This is a genomic window from Niveibacterium microcysteis (genome assembly GCF_017161445.1).
Lineage (GTDB): Bacteria > Pseudomonadota > Gammaproteobacteria > Burkholderiales > Rhodocyclaceae > Niveibacterium > Niveibacterium microcysteis.
The window spans coordinates 772,381-785,269 of the sequence record NZ_CP071060.1 but is presented as its reverse complement, the minus strand read 5'-3'; the positions used below and the strand labels follow the sequence as shown (position 1 = coordinate 785,269).

The following is a 12,889-nucleotide window of genomic DNA, read 5'->3' as shown; positions in this document are numbered from 1 at the left end:
AGATGGCGGTTCGGCCGGAACAGCTCGCCAGCCAGCTCGAACGCGGCCTCGCGCCGCTCTACATCGTGCATGGTGACGAACCACTGCTGGTGCTCGAAGCCGGCGACGCGATCCGCGCCGCAGCACGCACCCGTGGCATCGACGAACGCGAAGTGCTGGTCGTCACCCAGGGCTTCAAGTGGAACACCCTGGAGATGGCCGCGGGTAACTTGTCCCTGTTCGGCTCCAGCAAGCTGATCGACCTGCGCATTCCGACCGGCAAGCCCGGCCGCGAAGGCGGCGAGGCGCTGCAGCGCTACGTCAAACACCTCGACCCGCAAGGCGTCATCACGCTGATCACGCTGCCGCAACTCGACTGGGCTGCCCGCAAGGCCGCATGGTTCGTCGCGCTGCTCGAAGCCGGCGTCGAAGTCGAATGCAATGCGCCGGCCCTGCCCCAGTTGCCGGACTGGCTGGCCGGGCGGCTGGCACGCCAGAAGCAGCGCGCACCGCGCGATGCGCTGGAATTCATTGCCCAGCACGTCGAAGGCAACCTGCTCGCCGCACATCAGGAGTTGCAGAAGCTCGGCCTGCTGTTCGAGCCAGGCGAGCTGACGCTTGAGCAGGTGCAGGACTCGGTGCTGAACGTCGCGCGTTACGACACGGAAAAGCTGCGCCTCGCCCTGCTCGAAGGCGACCCCGCCCGCCTGACCCGTCTGATCGAAGGTTTGCAAGGCGAAGGCGCGGCGCCACCGCTGGTGCTGTGGGCGATGGCGACCGAGATCCGCACGCTGGCGCTGCTGCGCGCAGGGCAAGACAGCGGTCAACCGCTCGCGGCGCTGTTCAAGCGCGAGCGGGTGTTTGATCGCGAGAAACAGGCTCTGATTCAGCGCGCCCTGCCACGTCTGCCGCTCGGCACACTGCGCGCGGCACTGATGCATGCCGCCCGCGTCGACCGCATCATCAAGGGCGTCGGCGATGGCGAGCTCTGGAACGAGTTCCTGCAGTTAGCTTTGCGGCTGGCGAACACACCACGGCGCCGGCGAGCCTGACACGACAAGCGTGGACAAAAAAATGGCGACCTGAGGTCGCCGAGCTTTTGTTATTCACCCTTGCGCCGAAGCGGTGGGTGTCTGTACGCGCAGTCCGTTGTTTGAAGCGGCGGTTATTCTCGCTCGCCATTGGGTGACAGGAACAGCCCGGTGCGCACGGCTGGCGTCATGACAAGGGGGAGGAGCCATGCGCGTCCCGATGCGGGGAGGGAGGGATTTCACCGGGAAGCTCTGTGCGTCTCCGGGCGTCCGTCAGGGTTAACCCTAATCCACCTTCCGCACCAAAGCAAGGAAATCGCCATTCAATATTTTTATGGCATCGCCGGCACCAAGCGCCGCAAGCCCTTGAATGGAAAAGCGGCGGCTCCGTAGAGCCGCCGCGTTCCAATTGAACTCACCGCCCGATCAGGCGGGAGCTCCCTGCGCTCCCGATGCGTCAGCCAAGCGGCCAGGCATCGGGCCTCCCCCCAGGGGGGCCCGGGTCGGAAGCGCAGTCAGTCTCCCCCGAGACGTTCTTACTTCTTCTTCATCGGCGGCAGATCGGTACAGGTGCCTTCGAAGACCTCTGCCGTCATGCCGATCGACTCACCCAGCGTCGGGTGCGGGTGGATCGTCTTGCCGATATCCACCGCATCACAACCCATCTCGATCGCCAGCGCGATCTCGCCGATCATGTCGCCCGCGTTCGGGCCGACGATGCTGCCGCCGACCACGCGATGCGTCTCTTCGTCGAAGATCAGCTTGGTGAAGCCGTAATCGCAGCCGTTCGCGATGGCACGACCCGAAGCGGCCCACGGGAACTTCGCCACGTTAATCTTGCGGCCACTCGCCTTGGCATCGATCTCGGTCACGCCAACCCAGGCGACTTCCGGCTCGGTGTAGGCCACCGACGGAATGATCGTCGCGTCGAAGAAGGACTTCTGACCGGCTGCCACTTCCGCGGCGACGTGTGCTTCATGCACGCCCTTGTGCGCCAGCATCGGCTGGCCGACGATGTCGCCGATACCGAAGATGTGCGGCACATTGGTGCGCTGCTGCTTGTCGACCGGGATGAAGCCGCGGTCGGTGACATGCACGCCGGCCTTCTCGGCGCCGATCTTCTTGCCGTTGGGACTGCGGCCCACAGCGGAGAGGATCAGGTCATACTTCTGCTCGTCGGCCGGAGCGTTTTCGCCTTCGAACTTCACCAGGATGCCATCCGGCCGGCACGTCACACCCACCGTGCGGGTCTTCAGCATGACCTTGTCGAAGCGGTGCAGGTTCTGCTTTTCCCAGACCTTGACCGCATCACGGTCGGCACCGGTCATCAGGCCTTCCAGCGCTTCGACCACGTCGATGCGCGCGCCCAGCGCCGAATACACCGTCGCCATTTCCAAGCCGATGATGCCGCCGCCGATCACCAGCATGCGCTTCGGAACCTGGCGCAGTTCCAGCGCGCCGGTGGAATCGACAATACGCGGATCGTCCGGCAGGAAGGGCAGCTTCACCGCCTGCGAACCAGCCGCGATGATGGCCTTCTGGAAGCGGATGACCTTCTTCTCGCCGCTCAGCTCGGAGCCCGAACCGGTGGTCAGCGCCACTTCCAGGTGGTAGGCGTCGAGGAACTGACCGTAGCCGCGAACGATATCGACCTTGCGCGCCTTGGCCATGCCGGCGAGGCCACCGGTCAGCTTGCCGATGACCTTTTCCTTGTGCGCACGCAGGCGGTTCAGATCCACCGTGGGCTTGTCGAAGGCGACGCCCACGTCGGCAAAGTGCGAGGCCTCCTCGATCACGTTTGCCACGTGCAGCAACGCCTTGGACGGGATACAGCCGACGTTCAGGCACACGCCGCCCAGCGTCGGGTAGCGTTCGACCATCACCGTCTTCATGCCGAGGTCGGCCGAGCGGAAGGCGGCGGAGTAGCCGCCGGGGCCTGCGCCCAGCACCAGCATTTCGCACTCGATATCGACTGCGCCGCTGTAGCTGCCGGCAGGCAGCGGGGCCGCCGGGGCTGCCGCAGGAGCCGGGGCGGCAGCGGGCGCTGCGGGCGCTGCGGGCTTCGGCGCTTCGGCGGCAGCTTGGGAAACAGAGGCAGCAGCAGCCGCTTCCAGCGTCAGCACCACGGCACCTTCGCCTACGCGGTCGCCCACCTTGACCTTGAGCTCCTTGACGACGCCGGCAGCCGGGCTCGGCACATCCATCGTCGCCTTGTCGGATTCGAGCGTCAGCAGCGCGTCTTCGGCCTTGACGGTGTCACCCGGCTTGACCGCGATCTCGATGATCGGCACATCCTTGAAGTCGCCGATGTCCGGCACCTTCACTTCGATAATCTGGCTCATCCTTGAGGTCTCCGGCTCAGAGCAGCACGCGGCGGAAGTCCTGCAGCACGCCGGCGAAGTAAGCATTGAAACGGGCAGCCTCGGCACCGTCGATGACGCGGTGATCCCACGACAGCGACAGCGGCAGCATCAGGCGCGGCACAAAGGCCGAGCCGTCCCACACCGGGCGGATCTGCGACTTGCAGACGCCCATGATGGCGACTTCTGGCGCGTTGATGATCGGCGTGAAGTACACGCCACCGATACCGCCCAGCGAGCTGATCGTGAAGCAGCCGCCCTGCATCTGGTCGGGCTTGAGCTTGCCGTCGCGTGCGAGCTTCGCCAGTTCGCCCATTTCCTGTGCGATCGCGGAGACGCCCTTCTTGTCCGCATCGCGGATCACCGGCACAACCAGGCCGTTCGGCGTGTCGGCAGCGAAACCGATGTGGTAGTACTGCTTGAGCACCAGGTTGTCGCCGTCGAGCGAGGCGTTGAAGGTCGGGAACTTCTTCAGCGCCGCAACCGCCGCCTTGATCATGAACGCGAGCATGGTCAGCTTGACGCCACTCTTCTCGAGTTCCTTGTTCATCTGCACGCGGAAGGCTTCCAGATCGGTGATGTCCGCGTCGTCATGGTTGGTGACGTGCGGGATCTGGACCCAGTTGCGGTGCAAGTTGGCGCCAGAGATCTTCTTGATGCGCGACAGCGGCTTGGCGTCGACCGGGCCGAACTTGCTGAAGTCGACCTTCGGCCACGGCAGCAGGTTGAGCTCGCCACCACCGGTGACGCCGCCACCTGCAGCGCCCGCCGACCCGGCCGGCACCAGCGCGCCGGTCGAGATCTGGCTGAACACGCCCTTGATGAAGTTCTGCACGTCTTCGTGCAGCACGCGGCCCTTGGGCCCGGTGCCCGGCACCTTGGCGATGTCGACGCCCAGGTCGCGCGCGAAACGGCGCACCGACGGGCTGGCGTGAGCCTTGCCGGCCGGCGCGGTGATCGCCGGCGCAGCCGCAACCGGAGCAGCCACGGCGGGCGCGGCAGCGGGTGCAGCGGCAGCGGGTGCAGCAGCCACCGGTGCGGGGGCCGCAGCAGGCGCCGGAGCCGGCGCCACTGCAGCGGCCGGCACGGCAGCGCCGCCCGCAGCCTCGATCACCAGGATCAGCGCGCCTTGCGACACGCGATCACCGACCTTGACCTTCACATCCTTGACGACGCCAGCCACCGGCGTCGGCACATCCATCGTTGCCTTGTCGGATTCGAGCGTGACGACCGGTGCGTCGGCGGCGACCGTGTCGCCCACCTTCACGGCCACTTCGATCACCGGCACGTCGGCAAAGTCGCCAATATCCGGCACCGTAACTTCGACCAGACCACCGCCAGCAGCCGGTGCGGCCGGCGCGGGAGCAGCCGCGACAGGGGCGGCCGCCGCGGGTGCGGGTGCAGGGGCTGCAGCGGCGGCTGCCGGGGCGGGCGCCGGCGCAGCGGCGGCGCCTGCTTCCAGGATCACGACCAGCGTGCCCTCGGCGACCTTGTCGCCGACGACAACCTTGATTTCCTTGACCACGCCGGCAACCGGGCTCGGCACATCCATCGTGGCCTTGTCCGATTCCAGCGTCAGCAGGGTGGCTTCGGCCTCGACCGAATCACCCGGTTTGACAGCCACCTCGATCACCGGCACGTCCTTGAAGTCGCCGATGTCGGGAACCTTCACTTCGATGAGTTGGCTCATGTGCGTTCCTCTGTGGGAGGCAATCCCCGCGACGCAAACGCGCCGGTGCAGCAGGCCGCATCCAGGCGGCCCACTGCGCGGGGTTTGCGATCAGACGGTGATGGGGTTCGGCTTGTTGATGTCGATGCCGTATTTGGCAATCGCCTGCGCCACCTTTTCGCGATCGATCGTGCCTTCGTCGGCCAGAGCCTTGAGGGCAGCAACCGTGACCCAGCGACGATCCACCTCGAAGTGGTTGCGCAGGGCTTCGCGGGTATCGGAGCGGCCGTAACCATCGGTGCCGAGCGTGACGTAGCGACGCGGCACGTAGGGGCGGATCTGCTCGCTGAACAGCTTGACGTAGTCGGTCGCGGCGATCACCGGGCCGGTCGTGTCCTTCAGCAGGGTCTCGACATGCGACACACGCGGCGTTTCGAGCGGGTGCAGCAAGTTCCAGCGGGTGACGTCGATACCGTCGCGCGCCAGCTCGTTGAAGCTCGGGCAGCCCCAGATGTCGGACTCGACACCCCAGTCTTCGCGCAGCAGGTCCGCCGCAGCGATGACTTCGCGGAAGATCGTGCCGGAACCGAGCAGCTGAACGCGCGGCTGCTTTGCCTTGCCCTTCGCGCCTTCACGGAACTTGTACATCCCCTTGAGGATGTTCGCTTCCGCGCCCTCGGGCATCGCCGGATGCTCGTAGTTCTCGTTCATCACGGTGATGTAGTAGTACACATCTTCCTGCTCACCGTACATGCGGCGCAGGCCGTCCTGAACGATCACCGCCAGCTCGTACGAGAAGGTCGGGTCGTAGGTGACACAGTTGGGCACCAGGTTCGCGAGAATCTGCGAGTGGCCATCTTCGTGCTGCAGGCCTTCGCCGTTCAGCGTGGTACGGCCGGCGGTGCCGCCGATCAGGAAGCCGCGGGCGCGCGAGTCGCCTGCCGCCCAGCACAGATCCATCACGCGCTGGTGGCCGAACATCGAGTAGTAGATGTAGACCGGGATCATCGGCACGTTGTGCACCGAGTACGAGGTCGCCGCGGCGATCCACGAGCTCATTGCACCGGCTTCGTTGATGCCCTCCTGCAGGATCTGCCCTTCGCGGCTCTCCTTGTAGAACATCAGCTGGTCGTGATCCTGCGGCACGTACTTCTGGCCGAACTGGTTCCAGATGCCGAACTGACGGAACATGCCTTCCATCCCGAAGGTGCGGGACTCATCCGGCACGATCGGCACGACGTGGCGGCCGATGTTCTTGTCCTTGAGCATCGTGTTGAGGATGCGGACAAAGGCCATCGTGGTCGAGAACTCGCGGCCTTCGCCGGACGCTTTCAGCTGCGCATCGAACGCACTCAGCGCCGGCACTTGCAGCGTATCGCCCTTGACGCGACGGCTCGGCAGATAACCGCCGAGGTCCATGCGGCGCTGGCGCATGTAGGTGAGCTCTGGCGAGCCTTCCTCGAACTTCACCAGCGGCATCTCGTCGACCTTGTCGTCCGGCACCGGGATCTCGAAGCGGTCACGGAAACGCAGCAGCGATTCGTGATTCATCTTCTTTTGCTGGTGGGTGATGTTCTGCGCTTCACCCGAAGAGCCCATGCCAAAGCCCTTGATGGTCTTGGCGAGGATCAGCGTCGGCTGGCCCTTGTGCTCGGTGGCGGCCTTGTATGCTGCAAACACCTTGAAGATATCGTGGCCGCCGCGGTTCAGGCGCCAGATGTCGTCGTCGGTCCAGTCGGCGACCAGCGCCTTGAGTTCCGGTGTGTTGAAGAAGTGCTCGCGAACGTAGGCGCCGTCCTTCGACTTGAAGGTCTGGTATTCGCCGTCCACCGCCTCCATCATGCGCTTCTTCAGGATGCCCGCCTTGTCACGCTGCAGCAGCGTATCCCAGTGCGTGCCCCAGATAACCTTGATGACGTTCCAGCCGGCGCCGCGGAATTCGGCTTCCAGTTCCTGGATGATCTTGGCGTTGCCGCGCACCGGGCCGTCGAGACGCTGCAGGTTGCAGTTCACGACGAAGACCAGGTTGTCGAGCTGTTCGCGGCCGGCCACGCCGATCGCGCCCATCGAATCGACCTCGTCCATCTCGCCGTCGCCGAGGAAGGCCCAGACCTTGCGGCCTTCGGTCTTGGCGAGGCCGCGGTTGTCGAGGTATTTCATGAAGCGGGCCTGGTAGATGGCCTGCAGCGGGCCGAGGCCCATCGACACGGTCGGGAACTGCCAGAAATCCGGCATCAGCCAGGGGTGCGGGTAGGACGACACGCCCTTGCCCGAGGTCTCCTGGCGGAAGTTGTCGAGCTGCTCGTCGGTCAGGCGGCCGAGCATGTGCGCACGAGCGTAGACGCCCGGGATCGAGTGCCCTTGGAAGAAGATCAGGTCGCCACCGTCCGGGTTGGAAGGCGACTTCCAGAACCAGTTGAAGCCCACGTCATACAGCGTCGCGGCCGACGCGTACGAGGCGATGTGACCGCCGACGTTGGTGTCCTTGTTCGCGCGCACCACCATCGCCATGGCGTTCCAGCGCAGGAAAGCCTGGATGCGGCTTTCGATCGTGGTGTCACCCGGGTATTTCGGCTGTTGTTCAGCCGGGATGGTGTTGATGTATGCAGTGTTGGCGCTGTACGGAATGTCGGCGCCATCTTCGCGCGCCGCTTCGATCAGGCGCTCGATCAGGTAATGGGCGCGCTCAGGTCCTTCCTGGGCCAGCACGCCGGCGAGCGCTTCAAGCCACTCCTTCGTCTCCTGCGCGTCGATGTCGGACTGCAGCAGCACGTTGGGCAAAGAGGCCATCGGTGCGATCTCCTTCCTCGTTTGATTCGGGCAATCAAAAAACCCGCCGCCTCGGTGGGCGGCGGTTGCGTATCCAGTCCTGCGGCAGTCCATCGTGGGCGCGCGCAGTTCTAGCTTAATCCGTGGCTGAAGCAGCGGCCAGCGGGAAATCGGCGTTACTTTTCAGAAGATAAAACAGCTTACCGCATCGTGCAATAGAAAATTGCTCAAACAGGCAACGCCCGAGATTCAAACGGGCGTTTGCAAACCATTGATGCAATGCAACATTTTCTGCGCCGCGCGATCGAACAGGCTGCTTGGCATGCCATTCGAGCGCTTCAGAGGAAAGGCCATCGCGGCCAAGAAAGAGACATCCGCCTTCACGGCGGCAGCGTCAACGACTGGCCGCCCGTTTGCGATCGTCGTCGTAGGCGAACACGACCTGCCCGCGGCGCACTTCAGCCAGATAAGCCATGCGACTCGTCTTGATGGCCTCGTGATCGCTGACCGAGAACGGCCGTTGATAGGTCATCAGCACGCCGTCCACCGGGTCATGCAGATCCTCCAGCGCCTCGCGGATCTTCGGGCCTTCGGTGGTGCCGGCCTGGCGGATCGCCGCGACCAGCAGACGCAGCGCGTCGTAGCCCTGCGCCGCGGCTGAAGGCGACAACATCCGGTCGGAACCGGCCGCCTTCTGCCAGGCCTCGCGGAAAGCCTGCGCGCGCGGATGCGGGTCTTCGACCAGGTAAGTCTGCGGCATCCGCGCGCCTTCCGCGTTGGGCCCGGCACTGTCGATGAAGGTGGACATCGACAGTGTCCAGCTGCCGATCATGGGTACCTTCCAGCCCAGCTTGGCAGTGGCGTTCGCGATACGGGCAAGTTCCGGACCGATACCGTAGGTCAGGATCGCCTCGGCCCCGGCGCGTTTGGCGCGCAACACGGGCGCCGAGAGATCCACGTCACCCGGGTTGTAGCGTTCGACCGCCACCGGACGCAGGCCGCGTTTTTCCAGCGCGCGCTCGAGGTCATTTCGCCCAAGCTGCCCATAGTTGGTTGCGTCGTGCAGGATCGCCACCCGCGTGAAGTGCCGCCGCTCAACCGCCTCGTCGACGATCATCGCGGCCTGCAAGGCATCCGCGCAGGAGAGGCGGAAGATGTAGTTATCGGCATACGCGGGCGGCAGAAACTGGCGGGTGATCAGCGAGCCGGTCGCCACCGCGGTGATCACCGGAATCCGGGCCGACTGGTAGTAACGCTGGCTCGCCAAGGCGACCCCGGTGTTTACGATGCCCACCATCGCGACCACCTTGTCCTGCCCGATCAGCTGCTGCGCGACCGCAACACCACGTTCGTTGCGCGCCTCGTCATCGCGCTCGACCAATTCCACCGGCCGCCCCAGCACGCCACCGGCGGCATTGATCTCGGCCGCCGCGATGCGGATGCCATCGCGCATCGACAGCCCCATCGGGCTCGATCCGCCTGTGAATGGACCGGACACACCGATCCGGATGGAATCCGCCGCCCAGCACGGCGACAGAAGCAGGCATAACGCGAAAACACGCAGCACGGATGCGATCAAGAGCGCTCTCCTCCGCTATTCTTCTGTCTCTGCAGCGCCGTGCGGGGGAAACCCCTATCGCCGACGGCAGGCGAACCCGGACAATGCCCCCCGGCGCCCAGATTCCAAGATGAACATTCTGCCCCGTTCCGGCAAGGAAGGCGCAAGTCGCCTCGAACTCTTCACCACCGCCCCCTACGTGGCCGTGGTGGTGTTCGCACTCGCCATGCTCACCATCGTCTGGATGCTGCAGACACAGGAAGAGCTCGTCGAGCGCAACGCACTGGGACGCGACGTGCAGTGGGCCGAGCGCACGATGCGCACGCATTTCGTCGCCAACGAGGACTTCCTCAACGAGCTGACGCGCGACATTGCCTCCGGCACGGTGGATGCCGACACCTTCCAGCTGCGCACCAACCAGTACCTGGCGAACAACCCGGAGCTGCTGAACGTCGTCTGGATCGACGCCAGCGGCAAAGTGCGCTGGACGGCCCCCTTCGACACGACCGACTGGCTGCCGGGCGATGCGATGACGCCGGAGCAAGGCCAGGTCGCCCGCCATGCACGCGAGATCGGCCGTGCTGCCTACGGCCAGCCCTACCGTGGCGCCAGCGGCAGCGCGCTGGTGGAAGTATTCATCCCGGTGCAACGCGGGCGCTCGCCATGGGGCATGGTCGCCGCGGTGTATTCGGTCGATGGCCTGCTGCACCACCTGGTGCCTTCGTGGTTCTCCGACAAGTACCGCCTCGTGCTCACCGACGGCAACGGTGAACCACTCGCGAGCAACGCCACTTCGACCAACGCGACCGATTCGTCGCTGTCGTCGCTGATCGTGTTTGACCCGCCCGGCAATGGTCTCGCGCTGCGCGCGACGGCGTTCCGCGGCGAGGCCGAGCTGCCCAGCGCGCTACCGGTGTCGCTGATCATCGGGCTCTCGGTGCTGGTGTTCTGGAGCCTCTGGGCGCAGCGCGGCCACATGCTGCGGCGGATCAAGGTGGAGAAGGAACGCGACCGCATCTTCAACCTGTCGCTCGACGTGCTGTGCACGATGACGCTGGACGGCCACTACCGGCGCCTCAACCCGGCCTTCGAGCGCATCCTCGGCTATGCCGCCGACGACATGGTCGGCCGCCAACTGCTGGAGTTGGTGCACCCGGACGATCTCGACAGCGCGCGCGAACAGATGCGGTTGCTGGCCGAAGGCCGCCCCGCCACCTTCGAGGCGCGCATGAAGTGCGCGGACGATCGTTACAAGTGGCTGGTGTGGAGCGCCAACCCGGTGCCCGGCGAACGTGTGATCTACGCAGTGGCGCACAACGTGACCGACCGCAAGGCTGCCGAAGATGCGTGGCGCGCCGAATCGGCCTTCCGCAAAGCGATGGAAGAATCGGTGCTGACCGGCCTGCGCGCGACCGACATGAAGGGCCGCATCATTTATGTGAACCGCGCCTTCTGCCAGCTCACCGGCTATTCGGAAGAAGAACTGGTCGGCATCGAGGAGCCCTTCCCCTACTGGCCCGAGGACGAAATTGACCAGCAGCGTCAGCACCTGATCCAGTCGCTGTCCGGCGAAGCGCCGGCCGACGGCTTCGAACTGCGCATCCGCCGCAAGGACGGCAGCTATGGATACTCGCGGCTGATGGTGTCGCCGCTGGTGGATGCCGCAGGCGAGCAGACCGGCTGGATGGCCGCGATGAGCGACATCACCGAATCCAAGCGCATCCAGGCCGAACTCGGCGCGGCACACGAGCGCTTCGTGGCGGTGCTGGACGGGCTCGATACCGCGGTGTTCGTTGCCGACGTGCAGAGCGATGCAATTCTCTACGCCAACCGCGCCTTCCTTGCCGACTTCGGCCTCGACGCGATCGGCCGCACTACGCACAGCCTAGCGTTACCGCAACCCGAGCTGGGCGACTATCCGGTCGACCCGCGCCGCCTGACCGCCGCACAACTGCCGCGCGAACTCTTCGACGGCGAACTGCAGCACCCGATCTCTGCCCGCTGGTTCCATGTGCGCGAACGTGCGACGCGCTGGGTCGACGGCCGCGTCGTGCGCATGGCGGTCGCCACCGACATTACCGACCGCAAGACGGTGGAAGAACTCAACCGCCAGCAGGAAGAGCGGTTGCAACGCACCTCGCGGCTGATCACGATGGGGGAGATGGCCTCCACGCTCGCACACGAACTGAACCAGCCGCTCTCGGCGATCGCCAACTACAGCTCGGGCTGCGTGAACCGGCTGCAGAGCGGACGCTACAAGCCCGAAGAACTGCTGGTGGCCATGCAGAAGGCGGCGCACCAGGCGGACCGCGCCGGCAAGATCATCCGCCGCATCCGTGACTTCGTACGCAAGAGCGAGCCACAGCGCGGCGCAGTGCGACTCTCCGACATCGTCGAAGATGCGCTCGGCTTTGCCGAGATCGACGCCCGCAAGCATGGCGCGCGCATCGACAACCGCATCACACCTGACCTGCCGCCGATCTTTGCCGACCGCATCATGATCGAGCAGGTGGTGCTGAACCTCGTCAAGAACGGCATCGAATCGATGAAGGACAGCGAGGAAGACCGCCGTGTGCTGACCGTGACCGCGCGCGTCGCCGAACACACGATCGAGGTGTCGGTGCTGGACCACGGCCACGGCATCAGCGCAGAAGACCGCGAAAAGCTCTTCAACGCCTTCTACACCACCAAGAGCGACGGCATGGGCATGGGCCTGAACATCTGCCGCTCGATCATCGAATTCCACAACGGACGTCTTTGGGTCGACAACAACCCCGAAGGCGGCTCGATCTTCCGATTCACCCTCCCGACGGAGAAAGCCCTTGAACAACTCGTCGAACCTGCCTGAACAGACCGTCCATATCGTTGACGACGACGAGGCGCTGCGCGACTCGCTGATCTGGCTGCTCGAATCCGAAGGCTACACGGTGGCCACCTACGCCTCGGCCGAAGACTTCCTCGCGGCCTGGAGCCCCACGCTCACCGGCTGCCTGCTGCTGGATGTGCGCATGCCCGGCATGAGCGGCCTGGAGCTATACGAAAAGCTGGTGGCGCAGCACTCCACGCTGCCGGTGATCTTCATCACCGGCCACGGCGACGTGCCGATGGCGGTATCCGCACTCAAGAAAGGCGCCGTCGACTTCATCGAGAAGCCCTTCAACGACCAGGACATGCTGCGCCTGATCGGGCAGTGCCTCGAAGCCGAGCGCAGCCAGCGCACGCAACGCCGCCAGGACGCCGAAACCGCGCGCCGACTCGACCAGCTCACCACGCGCGAGCGCGAGGTGCTGGATCTCATTGTCGCCGGCCGCCTCAACAAGCAGATCGCCGACGACCTGGGCATCAGCATCAAGACAGTCGAGGTACACCGTGCCCGCGTGATGGAGAAGATGGGCGTCTCATCGCTCGCTGAACTGGTGCAAATGGTGATGAGCGCCGACGCCCCGCGGCGCTGAGCACACGCCGACGCAATAGAACCGCAACCGCGGCCCGGCAGGACAAACCACTGTCCCGTCGGGCTAGG

Annotated in this window: 7 protein-coding genes; 3 read left to right on the top strand and 4 right to left on the bottom strand. The window is 65.1% G+C overall.

What is annotated here, in order from left to right:
- The first annotated feature begins 2 nt into the window (after positions 1–2).
- Complete coding sequence (gene holA, locus JY500_RS03665) at positions 3–1,031, top strand: DNA polymerase III subunit delta (RefSeq protein WP_172204495.1); 1,029 nt, start codon at positions 3–5, stop codon at positions 1,029–1,031.
- Between the two features lie 515 nt (positions 1,032–1,546).
- Here the strand turns inward: holA and lpdA are convergent.
- From lpdA to JY500_RS03645, 4 genes are all read right to left on the bottom strand, one after another.
- Positions 1,547–3,352 carry a dihydrolipoyl dehydrogenase gene (lpdA, locus tag JY500_RS03660; protein WP_206255088.1) on the bottom strand — a complete coding sequence of 602 codons (1,806 nt, stop codon included), beginning with the start codon at positions 3,350–3,352 and terminating at the stop codon, positions 1,547–1,549.
- Between the two features lie 16 nt (positions 3,353–3,368).
- A complete protein-coding gene (gene aceF / locus JY500_RS03655; RefSeq protein ID WP_206255087.1) occupies positions 3,369–5,060 on the bottom strand; it encodes a dihydrolipoyllysine-residue acetyltransferase in 1,692 nt (563 codons plus the stop codon).
- Between the two features lie 90 nt (positions 5,061–5,150).
- Positions 5,151–7,829, bottom strand: coding sequence for a pyruvate dehydrogenase (acetyl-transferring), homodimeric type (aceE, locus tag JY500_RS03650; protein ID WP_172203166.1), 2,679 nt, complete (start codon positions 7,827–7,829; stop codon positions 5,151–5,153).
- 373 nt (positions 7,830–8,202) lie between these two features.
- Positions 8,203–9,375, bottom strand: coding sequence for an ABC transporter substrate-binding protein (locus JY500_RS03645; protein WP_206256396.1), 1,173 nt, complete (start codon positions 9,373–9,375; stop codon positions 8,203–8,205).
- 121 nt (positions 9,376–9,496) lie between these two features.
- Between JY500_RS03645 and JY500_RS03640 the strand changes: the two genes are divergently transcribed.
- A complete protein-coding gene (locus tag JY500_RS03640) occupies positions 9,497–12,214 on the top strand; it encodes a PAS domain S-box protein (RefSeq protein WP_172203167.1) in 2,718 nt (905 codons plus the stop codon).
- Positions 12,189–12,821: a response regulator transcription factor gene (locus JY500_RS03635; RefSeq protein WP_172203168.1), complete on the top strand. Its 633-nt coding sequence runs from the start codon at positions 12,189–12,191 to the stop codon at positions 12,819–12,821. Before JY500_RS03640 ends, JY500_RS03635 begins: the two co-directional genes overlap by 26 nt.
- Positions 12,822–12,889 lie beyond the last annotated feature (68 nt).

Bases quoted from the DNA above. Each gene is read 5' to 3' on its own strand.
- aceF (WP_206255087.1), bottom strand. From the start codon at position 5,060: ATGAGCCAACTCATCGAAGTGAAGGTTCCCGACATCGGCGACTTCAAG.
- lpdA (WP_206255088.1), bottom strand. From the start codon at position 3,352: ATGAGCCAGATTATCGAAGTGAAGGTGCCGGACATCGGCGACTTCAAG.
- aceE (WP_172203166.1), bottom strand. From the start codon at position 7,829: ATGGCCTCTTTGCCCAACGTGCTGCTGCAGTCCGACATCGACGCGCAG.
- holA (WP_172204495.1), top strand. From the start codon at position 3: ATGGCGGTTCGGCCGGAACAGCTCGCCAGCCAGCTCGAACGCGGCCTC.
- JY500_RS03640 (WP_172203167.1), top strand. From the start codon at position 9,497: ATGAACATTCTGCCCCGTTCCGGCAAGGAAGGCGCAAGTCGCCTCGAA.